Below are 20,742 nucleotides of genomic sequence, written 5' to 3' on the forward strand. Positions count from 1 at the left end.
CATGTTTTACGTGAGGCCGCTGCGACATAGGCAGCCGACCATTATTGATGCTGCATCCCTGCATGCGCGAAGTGGCGTAACCGGCAATTGTTACCTGAATGGGGTGTCGGTGTCGAGATTTGTGTCAAATGGTAGCGTTAGCCGCAACTAGGCGCAGGGTAAGCGTTCCAAACCTTGGTTCTCAACTTGCTCAAGCCACGTGGATAGCGGCTGTTGGAGGAGGTCTAGAGAGGGGGCGATCTCTGCGAGGGGGAGCAATACAAAGGCCCGGGCAGTCATTTGCGGGTGCGGTACGCGTAAACGCGGGGAGTTGATATGGTCATCAGCGTAGAGCAGCAGGTCAAGATCGAGCGTGCGGGGCCCCCAGTGGCGCTGGCGGCGGCGGCGATGCTGCTGCTCTAACGCCTGAAGCTGGTCGAGTAGCGCCAGCGGCGAGAGCCGGGTCTCCAGCGCTGCCACCGCGTTGATAAAGTCCGGCTGATCCTGCGGCCCCACCGGGCGGCTGGCGTAAAGCGATGATGCTGCCACCAATCGACTTAGCGGTAGCATTGCCAGCTCGTTGAGGGCCTCGCGAACCTGCTCGATAGGCGACTCCAGATTGCTACCCAAGCCGACATAGGCGAGTTGGGGAGGAGCACCCACTACTCCGGCGCGCTCGGCTTACGGCGCCGTTTGCGACGACGGTCGCCCTGGCTGGCGGGGTCGCCGCCAACTTTTTGCAGCAGGCGACGCTGTTCGTGCTCATCGCCGCGCTGAAACGCCGTCCACCATTCGCCTAAACCACTGGGTATCTCGCCCGCCTGTTCGCGCAGCAGCAGCAGGTCATAGCCCGCTCTGAAACGCGAATGTTCGCGGGTTTGAAAGGCCTTTTTACCGCGCCGCTGGGGTAGGCGCTGCTGTAATTCCCAAATTTCCCGCATGGGGATGCCAAAGCGCTTGGGAATCGAGGTGAACTCTAACTGCCGGGATACCACCTGCTGAGCGGCTGCTTGAAGCGCCGGAATGGGCGGCATGCCCTCTTGCTCCAGCGCTTCCTGGCGATGCTTGACCGGGGCCCATAAAAACGCTGCCAGCAGGAAGGCCGGGGTGACGGGGCGCTCTTCGGCAATACGTTTATCGGTGTTGGTCAGCGCCTGCTCAATCAGCTCTTCGGCCCAGGCGGCATCGGCCATGGCTTCTTCGGCCTCGGGGAACAGCATGCCGAACAGGCCGTAGTGGCTGAGTAGCCGGAAGGTGACCAAACCGTGGCCCGACATAAACAGCTTGAGGACTTCATCGAATAGCCGTGCTGGTGGAATCTGCAGCAGCAGCGGTGCCTGATCGTACATCGGCGCTTCGGTGGCGGGGTCTAGCGTGAAGTCGAGCTTAGCCGCAAAGCGCACCGCCCGCAGCATGCGTACCGGGTCTTCGCGGTAGCGTGTCGCCGGGTCGCCAATCAGGCGCAGGGTGCGGGTCTTAATATCCTCGGCACCATTGGCAAAATCAGTGATGCTGAAGTCGGCGATATTGTAGTAGAGCGCATTAACGGTAAAGTCGCGGCGCAGCGCGTCTTCTTCAATATTGCCCCACACATTGTCGCGCAGCAGTAACCCTTCATCGGACTGGTGGGCAATGTGGTCGCCATGCTCGTCTTGGGGTTTGCCACGGAAGGTGGTGACCTCAATGACCTCGCGGCCAAAGCGAACATGGACAATCCGAAAACGGCGGCCGATCAGGCGCGAGTTACGAAATAGATCGCGAACCTGCTCTGGCGTGGCGTTGGTGGCGACATCAAAATCTTTGGGCATCTTGCCAAGCAGCGCATCACGAATGCAGCCGCCCACCAAATAGGCGTCGAAACCCGCGCCGCTAAGGCGATAAAGCACTTTTAACGCGGCATCGCTGATGTGCTGGCGAGAAACAGGGTGCTCGGACCGAGGGATGTTGCGCGGAGTGAGGGCGTTGGTGGTGCTCTCTTGGGGATCAAGCAAGGTTTTCAATTGCTCCCCCGGGCTGTGTAGGAAACGGGTAAATCCTTTAAACATGCGACGATTTCAACTCGCAGGTACGAAAAAATGGCCGTAAAAATAGTCGTTAGAAAACACGTCAAACGAGTACTGAACATAAACCACGAATGGCTGAGTGTAGCCGACCCTCTATGGCTTGCAAAGAGCGGCTTGCAAAGCATTTGACGCTGGCGGAGGCTAACACAGGTTTTAAGCCCAGGCTTTAAACACGGAAAGGGGAGGCTAAGAGAGCCTCCCCTGTCAAGCAATTAATCAGCTTCCGTGCTGCTATTTTTCTTCATGATGGCACATCGCCCTGAATACGCACCGCAGTCGGTAGGCGTAAGGATAACGATGGTTCCGACCGCCTCGTATTCAAAACAATAATCCAACCGCGAACTTTTCTCCCCCCGGGGAATTATTATTGGCGCCGGGGTGTACACGCTGACAGCTATTGTTGTTATTAGGATGCCAAGTCACGTTGTACGTCGCGTCCTTTCGGGCCACTTGCTAACTCTTATTGTTGTTCGCTGCGCCTGTGTTGCCTGCGCAAGCAAGTAATGAGACTCAAGCCTATTGTTCTTGTTAGTGCCGTTATCTCTACCTGGCCCTGTTGTTTTTGTTGTGGCTCAGGTTCTGGCGAGGTCATGTTGTTTTTGTTGGCGACCTGGCGCTATGCCCAGTTTGTTTTTCTTACCCAGTAATACTGCAGACCCTGTGCCACCTATTTAATAAATTATAAATTTCAGAAGGTTGGAGTTTTTTAAGTCGCTGCGGAACTTTGCGGCGCGAAAAGTGTTACCCCTTTTGCGTCAGTTTGTGCGCGGCGTTGTGTGGGAAGGTAACAATGCCTGGGTAGCGAAAGGCAGAATATTTCTTATTTAAATCAGTATATTAGACGATGGTCGTAGGTTCGCTGTGGAGGCGCGAAAGGATAGTAGTGCCCAGGTGCTTAACCTGGGCGCCGGGCGGTTTTTTTGCGCGGTATGCCAAGCCGCTGACGCCTCTCCCAAAGGTTTTTACGGCTAATGCCCAGTTTTTGTGCCAGTTCGGTTTCACTCATCTGGTCTTGGTGTTCGAGGACAAAATGCTGAAAATAATCTTCTAGAGAGAGATCATCTTCATTCTCTTCAGCACTTTTATCACCGCTACCACTGACAGCAGATGTGCCGGACGAGCCAGAGGGCGGATGCGGGCGTGGGGTGGTCGGCGCTAGACCCAGGTCATCCGGGTGGATCAGATGCCCCTCGGCCAGAATCACGCCGCGCTCAAGGGCATTCTCCAGCTCGCGAACGTTACCCGGCCAAGGGTAGTCGCGCAGATCCTGGCGGGCTGCGCGGGACAAACGCAGCCCCGTGCGTTCGTGGCGTTTACACGCCTTGTCGAGCAGAATGTCGGCGATTTCAAGCACGTCGTCCTCGCGTTCGCGCAGCGGCGGCAGCTCGATCTGCATCACGTTCAGCCGGTAGTAAAGGTCAAGGCGGAACTCGCCGGTTTTTGACAGCGCGCGCAGGTCACGATGGGTGGCCGCAATCAGGCGGACATTGACGTGGCGGGTTTCCACCGAGCCAATTTTACGGATTTCACCCTCTTGAAGAACGCGCAGCAGACGCGCCTGGGCATCCAGCGGCAGCTCGCCAATCTCATCCAAAAATAGCGTACCGCCATCGGCGGCTTCGACTAACCCGGTGCGCGCTGCGCTGGCGCCGGTAAAAGCGCCTTTCTCATGGCCAAACAGCTCGGACTCGATCAGCGTTTCAGGAATCGCTGCGCAGTTGACGCAGATCAGCGGTGCCTTGGCGCGCTTGCTCTGCTGGTGAATGGCCCGTGCTACCAGCTCTTTACCGGTGCCCGACTCACCAAGAATCAATACGGTGACATCGGCGGGGGCGGTTTTACTAATGCGGGTGTAGACCTGCTGCATGGCAACGCAGTTGCCGATCATGGTTTGTCGGCTGCCGCCTGCATCGGTGATATCCGGCGGTGGGCTCTGCTGCATCGACTGCTTGTGTAGTATCCGCTCAACGGTCTCCAGTAGCTCCGCGTGGTCAAAGGGCTTGGCCACGTAGTCCACGGCCCCCTGTTTGAGCGCTTCCACCGCAGAGCGCATGCTGGCGTAGCTGGTCATGATCAATACCGGTACGGGGGCTGCGGCGGTAATTAGTGTGGTACCCGGCTCGCCCGGCAGCCGCAGGTCGCTGATGATGAGGTCGAACCCAGTGAGTTCAAGCTGGCTGGCCTCCTCAGCGCTGCCTGCTTCGCTGACCGTATAGTCGTGGCGTTCCAGAAGGCGCTTTAACGCGCTGCGAATAATCGCTTCATCTTCAACAATCAGAATCCTGGGCATGGGTTGGCTGATCATCCTGTTGGTAAAGCGGCAGCCATAACGTAATGGCCGTGCCGCGAGGCTGTCCGGGGGGTGGCGAAGCCACGTCTATTTTACCCTGGTGCTCATTGATAATCTGGTAGGCCAATGAAAGGCCCAGACCGGTGCCCTCGCCGGCGGGTTTGGTGGTGGTAAAGGGCTCGAATAGGTGCTCACGCACGCGTGGATCGATGCCCTGACCGTTATCGGTTATCCGCCACCAGGCAAGCTGCTCGTGGCGTCCTGCGGTCATGTGCACTTCTCCCCCATTGCCGCAGGCATCCCGGGCATTGCTCAGCAGGTTGACCATCACTTGCGTTAATCGCTGGGCATCGCCGCGCACCACCACATCGTCGGGCGTTTCATTGGTTAAGGTAACATCCTCTCCCGAGCGGGCGAGGTGGATCAAGTGCAGTGCATCTTCGCTAATTGATGCAAGTGCCACGGGTGAGGCAGGGAGCGGTACCGTTTGGCGCCCCCCATGGGCAAAACCAACCAGTGAGTTAACGATTTTGGTGACCCGTTGGGTTAGCTGCTGGATTTGATCGGCGGTCTCCAGCAAGGCCGGGTCGTTGGTGTCGTAGCGTAGATTTTGCGCCAGCGACGAGATGCCGGTAATCGGGTTGCCAATTTCGTGGGCGACTCCAGCCGCTAGCTGGCCGATAGAGGCTAGGCGCGCGGCATGCACCAACTCATCTTCCAACCACTTCATTTCGGTATGGTCTTCAATCAGAATAACGCTGCCGCCACGGCTGTCATTGCCACTGAGAATCGCTTTGTGCAGGGTCAAAAAATAGTCTTTACCGTGCAGCGTGACCGCCTGTTTGTAGAGCGGGGTTGAGGTGGTCTCTAGCACCCCGCCGAGTAGGCTGGGCCAAGGGGCGGGTAGGCTGTCACGGCGTGAGCCGATCACGCTTTCACCGCTAATGCCCGAGAGTAGGGAGAGCGCCTGATTCCACATTAGCAGCTCATCATCATCGCCCAGAACACACAGCCCCACTGGTAAATAGGCCAGGGTTTGGCGGTGGTGGCGGCGCAAACCATCGAGTTCACGGGCTAACCCTGTCAGCCGTGAGCGGTAGGCTTCCAGGCGGCTTTCAACGAAGTGAATATCGTCGGTTTCCGGGGCGTCGTCGTGGCGGTAGGGAAGGTAGCGATCAACAATGTCTCGCGCCACCGATGGCCCCATTAGGCCCGAGAGATTGGCCTGAATACGGTCACGCAAGCGACGCAGCGCGTAAGGTCGGCGCTCCTGGGGTGTAAAGTTGAGCGCTTTCAGGGCCCGGTTAACTTCACGGCTAGCCGCCTCATCGCCGAGGGCGTGGGCTAAGTGAGTAGAAAAGTCGCTCGCCGTCGCGGCTTCCAGTGGAAAGCGCTTGGAGCGGATAACCGCATCGACGGAGCACGCTTCTGCGGCGGACTGCTCCCCCTCAGAAATACGCGTGAACAGCGATATCACTATCAGCAGCAGAATATTGACCGCCAACGAGAGCAGCGTGACGTTGTACCACAGCGGCGCATCAGCGGCGGTAAATGGCGTAAAGGGGAGTTGTGGTGCCGGTAACGAGAGCATGAGCGGCAGCCATAGCCCCCATAGCCATACGCCGACGCCTGCGATGAGGCCAATAATCATGCCTTTACGGTTAGCGCCTGGCCAGTAGAGCAGCGCCAACATGCCGGGCAGGCACTGGGCCATGCCGACAAATGCGGCTAATCCCAAGCCGATGAGACCATGGTGGCGCCCTACCCACTGGTAAAACACCCAGCCGCCGATAATCACCGCGACCACTAAGCCTCGGCGCAGCCACAGCAGCCAGCCGTAGAGATCACTGCGTGCCTCAGGGGGCCTCGCTACCAGCACAATATGATTAAGCACCATGCCTGAAAGTGCCAGGGCAATCATAATCATGGTGCCGCTGGCGGCGGCTAGCCCACCGATAAACGCCAGTGCGCCCACCCACCAGTGTTCGGTCATTAGGTAGGCGGCATAGGCGGTGATGGGTATGTCGGGATTAACCGACTGCGCGGCCCACCAGATCAGTGGTACAGGCAGCGCCATTAGCAGCAGAAACAGCGGCAGTGCCCAGCTCGCTTGTAGCAGGGTATGTCGCGATAGACTTTCTGCAAAACTGATATGAAACAGATGCGGCATCATAAACGCCGCCACAAAAAACAGCAGCAGGAGGGTGCGCCACTGGGCCGGATCAAGTTTGGGTGTCTGTTGCTGGAGGAGAGCCCCGGGGCCTTCCAGCCACAGCTGCAGATCGCCTGGGCCGTCAAACACTATCCATAGCGCCACCGCACCCAGCCCCAGCATGGCCAGCAGTTTAACAATGGATTCAAATGCAATGACGCTAAGTAGGGTGTCGTGGCGGCCATGAGACTGACTGTGGCGGGCACCGAAAATGACCGCAAAGGCGGCAATAACGGCGCAAAACAGCAGTGCAACGCTACCGCCCGCTTGGCTGGCGGTGATGATATTGATGGCTTCGCTCAGGGTTTGTACTTGAATGCCGAGCAGTGGCAGCACCGCCAGTAGACTGACGAGGGTGACCAGCGTACCTGCCCAGCGGGAGCGAAAGCGGAAGGCAAACAGATCCGCCAGCGACGTTAGTTGATAGGTGCGGGTGATGCGCTGGATGGGCACCAGCAGCACAGGGGCGAGTAAGAAGGCGCCCGCTGCGCCCAGGTAGTAGGCGAGGTAGCCAAACCCCGCGTTGGCCGCCATTTCCACGCTGCCGTAAATCGCCCAGGCGCTGGCATAAACACCCAGGGCAAGGATGTAAACAATCGGGTGGCGGGTAATGCGCACCGGCACCCAGCCGCGCTCCACCGCAAAACCGCAGCCAAACAGCAGTGCCAGGTAGCCCAGCCCAAGCAGTAGGACGCCGACTATCTCGACGTTCATCTCAACGTTCATCAAGCTTTCTCTTCTGCTCCAGCCAGAGGGTAAGCGCAATCAAGCCACCCCAAATCGCAAACGGTCGGTACCAGGCAGCCTCAGGATCGCTCCAGCCATTCATCAGTAGCGGAGAGAGCAGGTAACCGCCAAACACCAAAAACAGCATGATGCGGTAGACGTACATATCAATCTCCTGCAGGAGGTGAGGGGGGATTTAAACGGTGTGTCGTTGGGCTTAAGCGTAACAACGACCAGTTCGCTACCGCCCAGTGTAGCTGAGTCGCGGGGGGCTCTGAGGCAAGTTCTTGGGGTGGTGCCTGATCAAGCGCTTCCAGCGCCTGAAAGAGCTGCTGGCGTATCCCCTGCTCGTCTTCTGCCAGAGGCGGGGCCAGGTTTTGCTTGGAGAGCTTTTGCCCTTCCGCGGTCACAATGAGTGGCAGATGCAGGTACCGTGGCTGCGGCAATTGAAGCGCGCTCTGCAGTTGGCGCTGCCAAGGGGTGTTATCGAGCAAATCGAGCCCGCGTACCACATCGGTAATCTGCTGCTCGGCGTCATCCACTACCACGGCGAGCTGATACGCCCATAGGCCATCTTTACGCTTTAATACCACATCGCCCAGTTCAGCCGGGTCAAACTGCTGATCGCCAAACAGTCGGTCTTGCCAGCGAATAGGGCTTTCGCCACGGTCGCTGCGCAGCCGCCAGGCCAGCGGTTTGTTCGCGTCGCAAACGCCATCGCGGCACCAGCCGGGGTAAATATCAAACGCCTGCCACTGCTTACGCGAACAGCTGCAGGGATAGGCAAGGCCGAGTTGGATAAGTTGGTCAAGCGCCAGCTGGTAAGCATCGCCGCGGTTGTGCTGCCACATTATCGCTTCGTTCCACTCCAGGCCGAAGGATTCCAGCTGGCGCAGGATAGTGCTCGCCGCGCCTTCAGGGCAGCGCGGTGGGTCGATATCTTCAATGCGCACCAGCCACTGCCCATCCGCTGCGCGGGCGTCTAAATAGCTGCCTAAGGCGGCGACCAAAGAGCCAAAGTGCAGCGGGCCAGAGGGCGTAGGGGCAAAGCGCCCCCGGTAGCGAGCAAAATCAATCATGGTAGCGTCATTGTTGAGAGGGGCTGATCATTCACAAAAAGCCATTCACAAAAACGGGCACCCTAAGGTGCCCGCGTTCGAGTAGCACGGTCTTTTAGCGCTCAGCCGCCTAGCTGTTTCTCTTTGAGTTCCGCCAGGGTTTTGCAATCCACGCAAAGGGTGGCGGTGGGGCGAGCTTCTAAACGACGAATGCCGATTTCAACGCCGCAGGCTTCGCAGAAGCCGTAATCGTCATCATCGATGTTATCTAGCGTCTCGTTAATTTTCTTGAGCAGCTTACGCTCGCGATCCCGGGTACGCAGCTCCAGGCTAAAGCCCTCTTCCTGGGTAGCACGGTCGGCGGGGTCGGCGTAGTTGTTCGCATCTTCCTGCAGGTGGCGTACAGTACGATCCACCTCTTCCATGAGATCCTGTTTCCAATCCAGCAGCAGCTGACGGAAGTGCGCTAGCTGCTGCTCGTTCATATACTCTTCACCCGGCGCTGGCTCATACGGGGTGAAGGACTTGGACGCTTCCGGTTTCTTTTCTGCTACTGGCATGGGACTGCCCCTTACATATGTGACTACTGATCGACCATGAGCGATTGTCACGATCTCACGCCAAAGGGATGCTTGTTTAGCTGAAAAATGACTGGGTTGCAAGCATAATGGTGAGCTTTCGACGAATGTTTGGCCTTGAATATGACTAGCGCCATGTTTTAGTTAGTTTTTCAATATTTGTCCAGTTTCAAAAATGATTAGATGAAGGAGCCGTTATGGCCTGGAATTCGCGTGTCGATCACGTTGCCCCTTTTCGGGTCATGCATCTGCTGGAAATGGCCCAGGCGCGGGAAGCCGCCGGCTTTGATGTGATTCACCTGGAAGTAGGCGAGCCGGATTTTGCTACCCCCGAGCCGATTATCGCTGCCGGGCAGCAGGCGTTGGTCAGTGGCCATACCCGCTATACCCCAGCGGCGGGGCTCCCCGCGCTGCGCGAGGCGATCGCCGGGCATTACGCTGAGCACTTTAATGCTACGGTAGATCCAGCGCGTATTTTGGTAACCCCAGGGGCGTCGGGGGCACTGCTGCTGGCCAGCCAGCTATTAGTTGAAAGCGGCTCGCGGGTGTTGATGGCTGACCCTAACTACCCCTGCAACCGCCACTTTATGGCCCTGGCGGGCGCTGAGATTGATGCGATCTCCGTGGGGCGTGATAGCGGTTGGCAGTTGGACGCTACCCTGGTTGCCCAGCATTGGCGTGACGATACGAGCCTGGCAATGTTGGCGTCGCCCTCCAACCCCACCGGCCACACGTTGAGCGCTCAGCAGCTTTCCGCCGTGCTTGATGCAGTTGCTGAACGTGAAGGCGAAGTGATTGTCGATGAGATCTATCAGGGCCTTAACTACGACGATGCGCCGCTGTCGGCGACGTCGCTCTCGGCCAACGCCTTTGTGGTCAACAGCTTCTCAAAATATTTTGGTATGACCGGCTGGCGCTTGGGCTGGCTGGTGGCGCCGGAGCATGCGGTAGAGCCATTAACGCGGCTGGCGCAAAACATGTTTCTGGCCGCGGCGACGCCGTCGCAGCATGCCGCCCTGGCGGCGTTTACGCCCGAGTGCCGGGGTATTCTTGAACAGCGCCGTGAAACCCTGAAAGAGCGCCGCCAGGTGCTGCTGGAGGGCCTTGCAGGCTTGGGGCTGGCACCGGATCTCCCACCCCAGGGGGCGTTTTATCTATGGCTGGATATCTCCCGCTACAGCCATGATAGCCAGGCCTTCTGCGAGCGCCTGCTGCAGGAAGAGAACGTGGCGATTACCCCGGGTATTGATTTTGCCGTACGTGGCGGCGAACACCATGTGCGCATTGCGTTTACCAATGATGTGGCCCGCCTGGAAGAGGCGGTGGCGCGGATTACACGCTTTGTGGGCAGGCTGTGATGCTGGCCTATCCGGCACTGGTGCCGGGCACGCTGATCAAGCGTTATAAGCGCTTTCTCGCCGATGTGCGTTTGGATGATGGTCGCGAAGTCGTCGCCCACTGCCCCAATACCGGCTCAATGAAGGCGGTGAACGTGCCAGGGTGCCGGGTGTGGCTGTCACCCAGCGATAACCCCAAGCGCAAGCTTGCCTGGACGTGGGAGTTTATCGAGCTGCCCCAAGCCAGTGGGCAGGTGGCGCTCGCCTCGGTGCATACCGGCCGCGCTAATCGCATCGTGGAAGCGGCGCTGGAGGCGGGGGAGTTGGCACCCTTGGCGGGCTACGCCACTTTGCGTCGGGAGGTGAAAGTAGCCGACGCCCGCCTGGATTTTAGGCTGGACGACCCAGAACGGGGGCGGGCGTATATCGAGGTGAAGCAGGTCACCCTCAAAGAGCAGAACGGCCACGGCTACTTTCCGGATTCAGTAAGCGTGCGCGGCACCAAGCATCTGCATTCGCTGCGAGTGCTGGCAGAGCAGGGCGAACGGGCGGTGCTGCTGTTTTGTGTTGCCCACGAAGGCATTGCTGACGTGGCCGCCGCAGCCCATATCGACGCGACTTACGCAGCAGCTCTCGCGGAGGCCTCGGCCAGCGGGGTGGAAGTGCTGGCCTATGGTATTGAGGTGGTGCGGGAGCAAGAGCGCCCCTCTGGCGTGCGGTTAAACCGTAGCCTGCCTGTCCGTCTTTAAGGTGGCATGAGCTTGCCGAGGGCAGGTGACGCAAGGGCGCTGTGAACCCTTCCCTGGGCGCTACTTTCGCCATCCATGGCGAAAGACCCTTGCTTACACCAACCCTCGGCGCTTTGGATGCTAATTTACATGTTTCTAGGTACGACTTAGCGATCAATATAAAAACGCTGAATAAAGTTCACCGGCTCGGGGGCGGCGTTGCGGTCGTAGCGCACGCTTAGCTCAAAGCGCATGCTTTCATCTTCGCGCATGGTAAAAGGCGCCAGGTGGTAGGTCGCATCGCCGTCATGCACGGTGCGAAAGCTGAGCGACTCCTGAACGCCCGTCAAGCCGCTAACGTGACCCTGTACGCTGGCGTTAACGGGGCGGGTAGTGCCATCGTCCTGGCGCTCGCGAACGCTAACATTCACCAGGCCGCGGTTAGCGCTGCGCTGGAGGTTGTTCGCCTGGGCCACTTCCGGGGTCAAAAAGCTGCTGTTCACCGCGCTGTAGTGAATCTCGTAATCGCCCACGCTGACGAACTGCTCAGCGTTGGCCCCAGCGGCGGCTAAGAGCGTGCCGACAAGGGCGGCACCGATCATTAATCTGCGTAACATGGCGTGGCTCCTTGGATGATCGATAAGTTGAATGTTTAAGCCTAGCGTCGGCGAACGCGGAAAATGGCAATTTCACCAAATAGATTGGGCCAAAGCCGCGATTTCCAGTGACCTTGATGATCTCCCACGCCCACCGCGCGATCAACAATCATCAGACCCTTCTCGCGGCACAGATGCTCAAAGTCGTTGAACGTTGAAAGGTGGATGTTGGGCGTGTCGTACCAGGCGTGGGGCAGCGATTTGGATACCGGCATATAGCCGCGCAGACCCAAATGAACGCGGTGACGCCAGTAGGCGAAGTTGGGGAAGGTAATGATGCCCTCTTCGGCGACGCGCAGCATTTCATCAAGCATCTTGTCGGGCCGGCGCAGCGCCTGCAGGGCCTGGGTCATGATCACCTGATCATAGCTGTTATCGCAGAAGCTGCTTAAGCCGTCATCCAGGTTGTGCTCAATCACGCTGACGCCACGGGCGACGCAGGCATTAATGCCGTCGTGGTCGATCTCTAAGCCATAGCCGGTCACGCCTTTATTGTTCGCCAGCGTCTCCAGCAGTTCGCCGTCGCCGCAGGCGAGGTCGAGCACGTGCGCCCCTTCGGGCACCCAGTCATAAATCAGTTCAAGATCGGCGCGCATCATGGCGTCTCCTCCGGGCTCGCTTTATCTTTACCCGCTTCATCTCCGCCCGTTTCGGCGAGATTAAGCTCGCGGGCAGCGCGGCTCATAAAGGCGCTGAAGATGGCGTCGTAGCGCGGCTCTGAGAGTAAGAAAGCATCGTGCCCATGGGGGGAATCGATGTTGGCGTAGCTAACCGCTTTGCCCGCGCGGGTGAGCGCATCGACCAGCTCGCGGGAGCGCGAGGGCGGAAAGCGCCAGTCGGTGGTAAAGCTAACTATCAAAAACGGGCACTGCGCTGGGGCCAGGGCTTTGGCTAAGTCGCCCCCTTGGGTGGCGGAAGGGTCAAAGTAGTCCAGCGCCTTGGTCATCAGCAGGTAGGTATTGGCATCAAAGGCCGTGGAGAAGGTATCGCCCTGATAGCGCAAGTAGGACTCCACCTGGAACTCAACGTCAAAGCCAAAGTTGAGGTCGTCGCTACGCAAATCGCGGCCAAACTTGCTGCCCATGGCGTCTTCTGACAGGTAGGTAATATGGCCTACCATGCGCGCCAGCTTTAGCCCGCGTTTGGGCACGGTGTCGTGTTCAGCGTACCAGCCGTCAAAGAACTCAGGATCAGAGCGAATTGCCTGGCGAGCCACCTCGTTAAAAGCGATATTTTGTGCCGAGAGCCGCGGCGTGGCGGCAATTACCACCGCGTTGGCTACCCGCTCCGGGTAAGTCATTGTCCACTGCATGACCTGCATGCCGCCCAGACTGCCGCCCACCGCGGCGGCCCAGCGCTCAATACCCAGGTGGTCGGCAAGCCGCGCCTGGCTGGCCACCCAATCGCTCACCGTGACCATGGGGAACTCAGGCCCCCACTGGCGGCCGGTGTCGGGGTTGTGGCTGACCGGCCCGGTGCTGCCATGGCAGCCCCCCAGGTTATTGAGCGACACAACAAAAAAACGGTTGGTGTCGATCGCTTTACCGGGGCCAATATGGGCATCCCACCAGCCGGGCTTGCGGTCTTCTTCGCTGTGGTAGCCCGCGGCATGGTGGTGACCTGAGAGCGCGTGGCAAATCAGTACCGCGTTACTGCGATCGGCATTCAATGTGCCATAGGTTTCGTAAATCAGCTCGTAGGCAGGCAGCACTTTGCCGCAGGCGAGAGCGAGCGGCGTGTCGAAGCGTGCCACGTGCGGGGTGACCACGCCGACGGAGCCCGCCGGTCGGTCTGCAAATGCAAGCGTATCTGAGTCAGGCATTGAAGGTGCTAGTCCTGCTGAAAGAGGGCGACTGAATTAGCTCTTGGAGTGCGGGGTTGGCAGTCGCCATCACAGCCCGACCAGCGCGCCTGAAATGCCCGCCGCACGAATCAGGGAGCCGACCACCAAACCATCGATCAGGTTAATGGCGATAAACACCACGATAGGCGATAAATCGATCATGCCCAGCGCAGGGATCACCTTGCGCACTGGTGCCATAATCGGCTCCACCAACTGCATGACGAGAAGAGCGCCTGGATGGCTGGCGTTGGGCGCTACCCAGCTCAAAATAATCATCACAATCAAGGCGAAGAAGTAGATTTTTAAAATCGCATTTGCCAACGCCGCCACACCGGCAATCAGCAGTCCAGCAATGGGCGGCATGCCAACGCCAATGACCATAAAGATGGCGATGATGCTAACCACCTTCAATACAAAACCTGCCGCTAAGGTGGCGAGGTCGAAGCGGCCAGCCACCGGGCCTAAAAAGCCTTGAAATAGCCCGACTACCGGCTGGGTGATTTTGACCACCGATTGGCTTAACGGGTTGTAGTAATCCGCCCGCGACGCCTGCAGCAGGAAGCGCAGCATGAGTAAAAAGAGGTAAATATTGATGAGGGTATTTACCAGCATTAACCCTGCACTGCCCAATTCATTGCCCATTATTATGTCTCCTTGATGATCCGGTAGCTTAACGGCTTTGTTAGCCGAATGGCTGTGTTAGCTGCCGCTTAGTTCCTTGGCCATTGCCTGGGCGCGGTCGGCGCAGGCCTGCATGGCGTCGGCAATTGTGGTGCGCAATTGTGCCTCTTCCATATGTTGAATGGCACGTTCGGTGGTGCCGCCCGGCGACATGACGTTCTGTTTTAGCGTGGCGGGGTCTTTATCGCTCTGCTGTGCCATGGTGGCGGCACCCAGTGCGGTTTGAATAGCCAGGCGTCGCGCGGTGGCGGCAGGTAGGCCGAGTTTAACTGCGGCTTCTTCCATGGCTTCGAACATCAGAAAGAAGTAGGCCGGGGCACTACCAGAAACAGCGGTGACGGCATCTAACAGGGTTTCTTCTTCCACCCATTCGACAATGCCGACTGCCTCCATTAGCTGGGTGGCCACTTCCCGCTGGGCGTCGCTGACGTTGGCATTGGCGTAGAGCCCGCTGGCGCCATACCCGACCAGCGAGGGCGTGTTGGGCATGCAGCGAACCATGGCATTTTGGCCACCTAGCCACTGGTCGATCGTATCGGCATCTAGCCCTGCGGCAATCGAGATCACTAGCGGCTGCTGGCGCTGAACGCTGTCGCGCAGCGCTTCGCATACGCTGCGCATGATTTGCGGCTTCACCGCGAGTACCACCACATCGGCATCAGCCACCGCCGCATTGTTGTCGGTGTGGGTATTGATGCCTAAGCGCTGTTTAATTGCTGCCAGTTCGCTGTCATTCGGCGCGGTGGCGGTAATAGTAGAAGGCGCGACGCCGCTGTCGATTAGGCCGCCGATAATGGCGCTGGCCATATTGCCGGCCCCAATGAAGGTAATCTTATTCGCCATGGTAGGTGTCCCTTTAGTAAAAGTGTTCTACGTAAAAAAGTAAGCTACTTGTCGTTTAAGCCGATGGGCGAGCGCCGAAAATCGCGGTGCCCAAACGCACCAGCGTGGCGCCTTCCAGCACCGCCGCTTCTAAATCGTCGCTCATGCCCATCGAGAGCGTATCAAGGGGCGCGTCTGGCAAGCTGCTTTGTAAGGCGGTGAACGCCTCGCGCAGCGCTGCCAAGGGCTGGCGCTGAGCGCTTATATCCTTTGCCGGTGCGGGGATCGCCATCAAGCCGCGCAGGTGCAAATTTGGCAGCGTGGCGACTTCCCTGGCCAATTCTTCTAACGCCTCGGGCAGCACACCGGCTTTGCTCTCTTCGCGGCTGATATTAACCTGCAGGCAGATATTAAGTGGCGCAAGGTGCGTTGGGCGCTGTTCGCTAAGGCGTTTGGCTATTTTTAGCCGGTCGACGCTGTGCACCCAGTCAAAATGCTCGGCCACAGAGCGGGTTTTGTTGGACTGCAGGGGGCCAATGAAATGCCATACAATACCCTCAAGGTCAGTAAGCTCGGTCTGCTTTTCCAGCGCTTCTTGCAAATAGTTTTCACCGAATTCACGCTGACCCAACTGCCAAACCTGACGAATCATCGCCGCAGGCTTGGTTTTGCTGACCGCCAGTAGCTTGGCTGCATCCTGGGTGCGCCCCGCGTTTTCTAATGCGTTATGCAGGCGTTCAAGCGCCTGAGCATATGAATGGCCGAGTGACTCGTGAAGCGCGATGTCTGTCATACTCAAGCACCTTACCGCAGCTGGGAAGAGAGATGGATATTACCGAACTGCTAGCATTCTCGGCAAAGCAGAATGCCTCTGACTTGCACCTTTCGGCCGGTTTGCCGCCCATGATACGTGTTGATGGTGACATTCGTCGGCTCAATGTGCCCGCTATCGATAATAATGATGTGCGCAAATTGATCTACGACATCATGAATGATCGTCAGCGGCGCGACTACGAAGAGCACCTGGAAATTGATTTTTCCTTTGAAGTGCCGGGGATCGCCCGCTTCCGCGTTAACGCCTTTACGCAAGCGCGCGGGGCGGGGGCCGTGTTTCGCACCATTCCTAATCAGGTGCTCTCCATGCAGACCCTGGGGCTCGGTGAGGTGTTCGAGCGCCTGGCGATGTTGCCGCGGGGCCTGGTGCTGGTGACTGGGCCAACGGGGTCGGGCAAGAGCACCACGCTGGCCGCGATGATCGATTACATTAACGATCATCGTTACGAGCATATTCTCACCATTGAAGATCCCGTTGAATTTGTCCACGCCAGCAAGCGCTGTTTGATTAACCAACGCGAAGTGCATCGCGACACCCATAGCTTTGCTGATGCGCTGCGTAGCGCGCTGCGTGAAGACCCGGATGTGATCCTGGTCGGCGAGCTGCGCGATTTGGAGACCATCCGTTTGGCGCTGACCGCTGCTGAAACCGGTCACCTGGTGCTGGGAACGCTGCATACCACTTCTGCTGCCAAGACAATCGACCGGATTATTGATGTTTTCCCCGGCGACGAGAAAGCCATGGTGCGCTCCATGCTGTCGGAATCGCTCCAGGCAGTGGTGTCGCAATCGCTGCTTAAACGCCAGGGCGGCGGGCGAGTAGCGGCCCATGAGATCCTCATTGCCACTTCTGCAGTGCGCAACTTGATCCGTGAAGACAAAGTGGCGCAGATGTACTCGGCCATTCAAACCGGCGGCAGCCTGGGCATGCAAACCCTGGATTCCGCGCTGTCGCGGTTAGTGAAAGAAGGCACCGTAAGCTTAGAAGAGGCGCAGCTGAGTGCGAAGGGGACGCTGGCGATAAAAGATGAATAAAGACAGTTCAATTCAGGCGCCGTCTGTCGAGCTTTCGCCTACTCAATGGCTGCATGAGCTGCTCGACATTATGGTTGAGCAGGACGCTTCCGATCTGCTTATCTCGGTAGGCGCGCCGCCAAGCCTAAAAATGCCCGATGGCCTGGTGCCGCTGGGTCAGCAGCGTTTAACCCCCCATCAGGTTAACGAACTGGTTACCCATACGCTGCCGGAAGGGTTGCGTGAACGTTTTGCCAATGAGCGAGAGGCGAATTTTGCCCTTAGCCGCGAGGGCAAAGGGCGTTTTCGGGTCAGTGCCTTCCAGCAGCGCAATCAGATGGCGATGGTGGTGCGCAGCATCGCGATTGAAATTCCTCGCTTGGAGGCGCTAGGCGTACCGGAGCAGTTGGCTGAATTAGCACAAGCTAAGCGCGGGCTGGTACTGGTGGTGGGCGGCACGGGAACGGGTAAATCAACGACCCTGGCGGCGATGATTCAGCAGCGCAACGAAACCGTCGGCGGCCATATCATCAGTATCGAAGACCCGATTGAGTACCTGCACCCGCACAAGCGTGCGATTGTGAATCAGCGCGAAGTGGGGATTGATACCGAGTCGTTTGAGGTTGCGCTTAAAAACACCCTGCGCCAGGCGCCGGATGTGATTCTGATTGGTGAAATCCGCACTCGGGAGACCATGGAACACGCGCTGACATTTGCTGAAACCGGTCACCTCTGTTTGGCGACACTGCATGCCAATAACGCTAACCAGGCGCTGGAGCGCATCATTCACTTCTTTCCCCATGAACGCCATGAGCAGATATGGATGGATCTTTCGCTGAATCTGCGTGCGGTCGTCGCCCAGCAGCTGCTGCCCACGCTTGCGGGTGGGCGCCGTGCGGCCATTGAGATCATGCTGCAGTCGCCGCGCATTGCCGACTTGATCCGTAAAGGAGAGGTCGCCGAGATTAAAGCAGCAATGGCCAAGTCTCGCGATGCCGGGATGCAGACCTTTGATCAGGCGCTGCATGACCTGCATCAGGCGGGGCATATCAGTAGAGAGGTGGCCATGGCCCACGCTGACTCGGCTAACGACCTGCGTATGCTGCTCAATTACAGCGACGCCAAGGGGCGTAACCTCTCACTAGACGAGCAGGTGCCTAGCCATCTAGGGCTGCGCGATGGCGATGATTATTGAGCGACTCTGAGTGCAGTTCTAAGCAACTCAGCATAAGCAATTCAGCAAAAGCTATGCAGCATAAATGCCGCCCAATACCCGGGGGCCCTGCGCGCCAGTGACCGAGGGCAAGTTGCCAGGCAGATGATTCAACCGCTGGTGAGCCAACCAGGCAAAGGCGCCCGCTTCAATCCAGTCTTCAGGCCAGCCGTACGCCGCTGGCGAAGTGAGCGTGGCGCGAGGCAGGTGATGGGCAAGGCGCTGCATTAAGTAGCCGTTGTGGGCGCCGCCGCCAGCAGTAATCAGCGCGAGCGGGCCACTATCGATCCGGAGCTGTTCAATCCCCTGGGCGACACTGACAGCGGTGAGTTCAGCCAGCGTCGCCTGAACATCGGCGGCGGCCTCCTGGCCGCTGAGATGTTTTTGAAGCCAATCCAGATGAAAGAGTTCACGCCCTGTGCTTCTCGGCGGTGGCTGCTGGAAAAACGGTTCTGATAACAACCGGGCTAAGAGCGCTTCATCTACATTGCCGCTAGCGGCCCAATCGCCGTCCTGGTCAAAGCGGCCGCCCAGGTGCAAGGCAAACCAGCCATCCAATAAAACATTCGCGGGCCCGGTATCGAAACCAATCACGGGGTCGCTTGGCTGACTAGACAGCCAAGTTAGATTAGCAAAGCCACCTAGATTGAGCACCAGTTGATGCGCGTCTGCTCGACCAAACAGCGCTTGATGAAAGGCTGGTGCCAGTGGTGCGGCTTGACCCCCAGCGGCTAAGTCTCGGCGGCGAAAATCGGCGACCACCGTGCAACCAGTGAATTCTGCCAGCAGGCTAGGATTATCCAACTGAAGCGTATACGCAGGGCCGCCGTCGTAGCCTACGGGTGCGTGTTCAATGGTTTGGCCGTGGCTGCCGATGGCACTGATTTGCTCTACGCCTACTGAAAGTGGTGCTAATAAGTGCTGCACGGCTTGGGCCTGGCATTGGCAGAACGCGTGCTCGGCTGCTGCGAGTTGCGCAAAACTGACCTGATCCGCATGACACAGCTTAAGGAGTAGGCGATGAAGCTCGTCCGGCATCGGTTCGGCGTGGGTCGCCAACAGTCGCGGCGGCGAATCTGTTTCGATGGCGATAAGTGCCGCATCAATACCGTCCAGACTAGTGCCAGACATCAGGCCAATATAGTAAAGCGGCGAAGCGGTAGGCGTTTTCATAAGCGAACTCGTACAAAGCTGGGCTGAGACTAAACCAGGGTGAGAGCTAAACCAAGGCGAGCGAGCATGGTAACATCGTCGGCTATTTATCACCTGAGCCCGGTAAGGGCGGTTCTTTATAGTGGAGAGAGGCAATGAGTGAGGTGGATCAGGCTTTAGCGCTGCTGTCGCGGGGTACGCATGAAATCCTGGTAGAGGATGAGTTAAAAAAGAAGCTGGCTTCAGGCCGCAAACTGCGTATTAAAGCGGGTTTTGATCCCACGGCCCCTGATCTGCACCTGGGTCACAGCGTGTTGCTGACCAAAATGCGCCAGTTTCAGGACTTGGGGCACACGGTTATCTTTTTGATCGGTGACTTTACCGGGCGTATTGGAGACCCTACCGGTAAGAACGTGACGCGCAAGCCGCTCACCGAAGAGGACGTGAAAGCCAACGCCGAAACTTATAAAGAGCAGGTATTTAAAATTCTCGACCCTGAAAAGACCGAGGTGCGCTTTAACGCCGAATGGTTTGGCGAACTCTCCGCTGCCAAAATGATTGAGCTGGCTGCCCAAAGCACCGTTGCCCGTATGCTGGAACGGGATGACTTTGAAAAGCGCTATAAAGCCAATCAATCTATTGCTATCCACGAATTTCTCTACCCGCTGGTACAAGGCTATGACTCGGTAGCCCTTGAAGCGGATGTGGAGCTGGGCGGTACCGACCAGAAGTTCAACCTGCTGATGGGGCGTGAGATTCAAAAGCACTTCGGTCAGGAGCCCCAGGTAGTAATTACCATGCCGCTGTTGGAAGGGTTAGACGGCGTGCAGAAGATGTCGAAGTCCCTGGGCAACTACATTGGTGTCGATGAAGCGCCGGGATCGATGTTCAATAAGCTGGTCTCTATGCCGGATAGCTTAATGTGGCGCTATTTTGAGCTGCTCTCTTTGAAATCGAACGAAGAGATTGACGCGCTCAAGCAGAGCGTTGAGCAGGGTGCGAACCCGCGGGATATCAAAATGGAGCTGGCCCGTGAGCTGATTGCCCGGTACCACGGCGATGAAGCAGCCGCCAATGCGCACAAGTCTGCGGGTAATCAACTGGCCGATGGCGAACTTCCGGAAGACCTGCCCGAAGTCACGGTCGATTTCGAAGGCAGCGAGCAAGCGCCCATTGCGGCAGTGCTCAATCGAGCAGAGCTCGCGAACAACAGCGCCCAAGCCAAAGATATGCTGGGTAATGGCCGGGTAAAAGTCGACGGCGACGTCGTTGCCAAAGACACCATGCTGGCGACAGGTAAGAGCTATGTTATCCAGGCGGGTAAGAAACGTTACGCCCGTGTGACGCTTATTTGAACTTTCTGTCAAAAAGCCCTTGCCAACTCGGCAGCGAATCCGTAAAGTACGCATCCGCTGCCGGGGACGCCAAGCGTTACCAGCGGTGAATAAGGTGTAAAAGCCTTGGTTTGTCAGGAAGTTAGAGCCGGTTCCATCGCTCGCTTCACTCGCTAAAAACAGCGGTTGACAAACACCAGGAAATGCGTAGAATACGCCTTC

Annotated in this window: 19 protein-coding genes; 5 read left to right on the forward strand and 14 right to left on the reverse strand. The window is 57.9% G+C overall.

What is annotated here, in order from left to right:
* Positions 1-147: 147 nt before the first annotated feature.
* From folK to dksA, 7 genes are all read right to left on the reverse strand, one after another.
* Positions 148-642 carry a 2-amino-4-hydroxy-6-hydroxymethyldihydropteridine diphosphokinase gene (gene folK, locus KF947_RS13405; protein WP_227404176.1) on the reverse strand — a complete coding sequence of 165 codons (495 nt, stop codon included), beginning with the start codon at positions 640-642 and terminating at the stop codon, positions 148-150.
* Positions 642-2,024, reverse strand: coding sequence for a polynucleotide adenylyltransferase PcnB (gene pcnB / locus KF947_RS13410; RefSeq protein ID WP_133731577.1), 1,383 nt, complete (start codon positions 2,022-2,024; stop codon positions 642-644). The genes folK and pcnB overlap by 1 nt, the downstream gene beginning before the upstream one ends.
* Positions 2,025-2,937: 913 nt before the next feature.
* Positions 2,938-4,332 (reverse strand): sigma-54-dependent transcriptional regulator, encoded by a 1,395-nt coding sequence (locus tag KF947_RS13415; protein ID WP_133731576.1) that lies wholly within the window; start codon positions 4,330-4,332, stop codon positions 2,938-2,940.
* A complete protein-coding gene (locus KF947_RS13420; RefSeq protein ID WP_227406297.1) occupies positions 4,310-7,258 on the reverse strand; it encodes an ATP-binding protein in 2,949 nt (982 codons plus the stop codon). Before KF947_RS13420 ends, KF947_RS13415 begins: the two co-directional genes overlap by 23 nt.
* Position 7,259: 1 nt before the next feature.
* Positions 7,260-7,436: a hypothetical protein gene (locus KF947_RS13425; protein ID WP_007111811.1), complete on the reverse strand. Its 177-nt coding sequence runs from the start codon at positions 7,434-7,436 to the stop codon at positions 7,260-7,262.
* Position 7,437: 1 nt separating this feature from the next.
* Positions 7,438-8,349, reverse strand: coding sequence for a tRNA glutamyl-Q(34) synthetase GluQRS (gene gluQRS / locus KF947_RS13430; protein WP_227404177.1), 912 nt, complete (start codon positions 8,347-8,349; stop codon positions 7,438-7,440).
* Between the two features lie 101 nt (positions 8,350-8,450).
* Complete coding sequence (gene dksA, locus KF947_RS13435) at positions 8,451-8,888, reverse strand: RNA polymerase-binding protein DksA (RefSeq protein ID WP_007111809.1); 438 nt, start codon at positions 8,886-8,888, stop codon at positions 8,451-8,453.
* 215 nt (positions 8,889-9,103) lie between these two features.
* Here dksA and KF947_RS13440 point away from each other — a divergent pair, with 215 nt between their 5' ends.
* Positions 9,104-10,264, forward strand: coding sequence for an aminotransferase class I/II-fold pyridoxal phosphate-dependent enzyme (locus tag KF947_RS13440; RefSeq protein ID WP_227404178.1), 1,161 nt, complete (start codon positions 9,104-9,106; stop codon positions 10,262-10,264).
* Positions 10,264-10,992: a DNA/RNA nuclease SfsA gene (gene sfsA, locus KF947_RS13445; protein WP_227404179.1), complete on the forward strand. Its 729-nt coding sequence runs from the start codon at positions 10,264-10,266 to the stop codon at positions 10,990-10,992. The genes KF947_RS13440 and sfsA overlap by 1 nt, the downstream gene beginning before the upstream one ends.
* 146 nt (positions 10,993-11,138) lie before the next feature.
* On the opposite strand, the gene KF947_RS13450 is transcribed toward sfsA, so the two are convergent.
* From KF947_RS13450 to KF947_RS13475, 6 genes are all read right to left on the reverse strand, one after another.
* On the reverse strand, positions 11,139-11,588 hold the full coding sequence (locus KF947_RS13450) for a DUF4426 domain-containing protein (RefSeq protein WP_227404180.1): 450 nt from the start codon (positions 11,586-11,588) through the stop codon (positions 11,139-11,141).
* A gap of 41 nt (positions 11,589-11,629) precedes the next feature.
* Positions 11,630-12,223 carry a methionine biosynthesis protein MetW gene (gene metW / locus KF947_RS13455; RefSeq protein ID WP_027958266.1) on the reverse strand — a complete coding sequence of 198 codons (594 nt, stop codon included), beginning with the start codon at positions 12,221-12,223 and terminating at the stop codon, positions 11,630-11,632.
* A complete protein-coding gene (gene metX / locus KF947_RS13460; RefSeq protein WP_227404181.1) occupies positions 12,223-13,449 on the reverse strand; it encodes a homoserine O-succinyltransferase MetX in 1,227 nt (408 codons plus the stop codon). The genes metW and metX overlap by 1 nt, the downstream gene beginning before the upstream one ends.
* Before the next feature lie 69 nt (positions 13,450-13,518).
* Positions 13,519-14,112 (reverse strand): YggT family protein, encoded by a 594-nt coding sequence (locus KF947_RS13465; RefSeq protein ID WP_133731570.1) that lies wholly within the window; start codon positions 14,110-14,112, stop codon positions 13,519-13,521.
* 57 nt (positions 14,113-14,169) lie between these two features.
* Positions 14,170-14,994 (reverse strand): pyrroline-5-carboxylate reductase, encoded by an 825-nt coding sequence (gene proC / locus KF947_RS13470; protein WP_227404182.1) that lies wholly within the window; start codon positions 14,992-14,994, stop codon positions 14,170-14,172.
* 55 nt (positions 14,995-15,049) lie between these two features.
* A complete protein-coding gene (locus tag KF947_RS13475; protein ID WP_227404183.1) occupies positions 15,050-15,766 on the reverse strand; it encodes a YggS family pyridoxal phosphate-dependent enzyme in 717 nt (238 codons plus the stop codon).
* Between the two features lie 32 nt (positions 15,767-15,798).
* Between KF947_RS13475 and KF947_RS13480 the strand changes: the two genes are divergently transcribed.
* Both KF947_RS13480 and KF947_RS13485 read left to right on the forward strand, forming a co-directional pair.
* A complete protein-coding gene (locus KF947_RS13480; RefSeq protein WP_227404184.1) occupies positions 15,799-16,842 on the forward strand; it encodes a type IV pilus twitching motility protein PilT in 1,044 nt (347 codons plus the stop codon).
* The gene (locus tag KF947_RS13485; protein ID WP_227404185.1) at positions 16,835-18,016 is read left to right on the forward strand and encodes a PilT/PilU family type 4a pilus ATPase; all 1,182 of its coding nucleotides are present in this window, start codon (positions 16,835-16,837) and stop codon (positions 18,014-18,016) included. Before KF947_RS13480 ends, KF947_RS13485 begins: the two co-directional genes overlap by 8 nt.
* Before the next feature lie 51 nt (positions 18,017-18,067).
* Here the strand turns inward: KF947_RS13485 and KF947_RS13490 are convergent, their stop codons facing one another.
* Positions 18,068-19,207, reverse strand: a complete 1,140-nt coding sequence (locus KF947_RS13490) for an anhydro-N-acetylmuramic acid kinase (RefSeq protein ID WP_227404186.1) — start codon at positions 19,205-19,207, stop codon at positions 18,068-18,070.
* Positions 19,208-19,341: 134 nt separating this feature from the next.
* On the opposite strand from KF947_RS13490, the gene tyrS reads away from it, so the two are divergent.
* Entirely contained in the window at positions 19,342-20,541 is a 1,200-nt protein-coding gene (gene tyrS, locus KF947_RS13495; protein ID WP_035582992.1) for a tyrosine--tRNA ligase, read from the forward strand.
* Positions 20,542-20,742: the final 201 nt, after the last annotated feature.

Origin of the sequence: Halomonas sp. FeN2, from assembly GCF_020595105.1 — a bacterium.
Lineage (GTDB): Bacteria > Pseudomonadota > Gammaproteobacteria > Pseudomonadales > Halomonadaceae > Vreelandella > Vreelandella neptunia.

Bases quoted from the DNA above. Each gene is read 5' to 3' on its own strand.
- pcnB (WP_133731577.1), bottom strand. From the start codon at position 2,024: ATGTTTAAAGGATTTACCCGTTTCCTACACAGCCCGGGGGAGCAATTG.
- KF947_RS13415 (WP_133731576.1), bottom strand. From the start codon at position 4,332: ATGCCCAGGATTCTGATTGTTGAAGATGAAGCGATTATTCGCAGCGCG.
- KF947_RS13420 (WP_227406297.1), bottom strand. From the start codon at position 7,258: ATGAACGTCGAGATAGTCGGCGTCCTACTGCTTGGGCTGGGCTACCTG.
- KF947_RS13425 (WP_007111811.1), bottom strand. From the start codon at position 7,436: ATGTACGTCTACCGCATCATGCTGTTTTTGGTGTTTGGCGGTTACCTG.
- gluQRS (WP_227404177.1), bottom strand. From the start codon at position 8,349: ATGATTGATTTTGCTCGCTACCGGGGGCGCTTTGCCCCTACGCCCTCT.
- dksA (WP_007111809.1), bottom strand. From the start codon at position 8,888: ATGCCAGTAGCAGAAAAGAAACCGGAAGCGTCCAAGTCCTTCACCCCG.
- KF947_RS13440 (WP_227404178.1), top strand. From the start codon at position 9,104: ATGGCCTGGAATTCGCGTGTCGATCACGTTGCCCCTTTTCGGGTCATG.
- sfsA (WP_227404179.1), top strand. From the start codon at position 10,264: ATGCTGGCCTATCCGGCACTGGTGCCGGGCACGCTGATCAAGCGTTAT.
- KF947_RS13450 (WP_227404180.1), bottom strand. From the start codon at position 11,588: ATGTTACGCAGATTAATGATCGGTGCCGCCCTTGTCGGCACGCTCTTA.
- metW (WP_027958266.1), bottom strand. From the start codon at position 12,223: ATGCGCGCCGATCTTGAACTGATTTATGACTGGGTGCCCGAAGGGGCG.
- metX (WP_227404181.1), bottom strand. From the start codon at position 13,449: ATGCCTGACTCAGATACGCTTGCATTTGCAGACCGACCGGCGGGCTCC.
- KF947_RS13465 (WP_133731570.1), bottom strand. From the start codon at position 14,112: ATGGGCAATGAATTGGGCAGTGCAGGGTTAATGCTGGTAAATACCCTC.
- proC (WP_227404182.1), bottom strand. From the start codon at position 14,994: ATGGCGAATAAGATTACCTTCATTGGGGCCGGCAATATGGCCAGCGCC.
- KF947_RS13475 (WP_227404183.1), bottom strand. From the start codon at position 15,766: ATGACAGACATCGCGCTTCACGAGTCACTCGGCCATTCATATGCTCAG.
- KF947_RS13480 (WP_227404184.1), top strand. From the start codon at position 15,799: ATGGATATTACCGAACTGCTAGCATTCTCGGCAAAGCAGAATGCCTCT.
- KF947_RS13485 (WP_227404185.1), top strand. From the start codon at position 16,835: ATGAATAAAGACAGTTCAATTCAGGCGCCGTCTGTCGAGCTTTCGCCT.
- KF947_RS13490 (WP_227404186.1), bottom strand. From the start codon at position 19,207: ATGAAAACGCCTACCGCTTCGCCGCTTTACTATATTGGCCTGATGTCT.
- tyrS (WP_035582992.1), top strand. From the start codon at position 19,342: ATGAGTGAGGTGGATCAGGCTTTAGCGCTGCTGTCGCGGGGTACGCAT.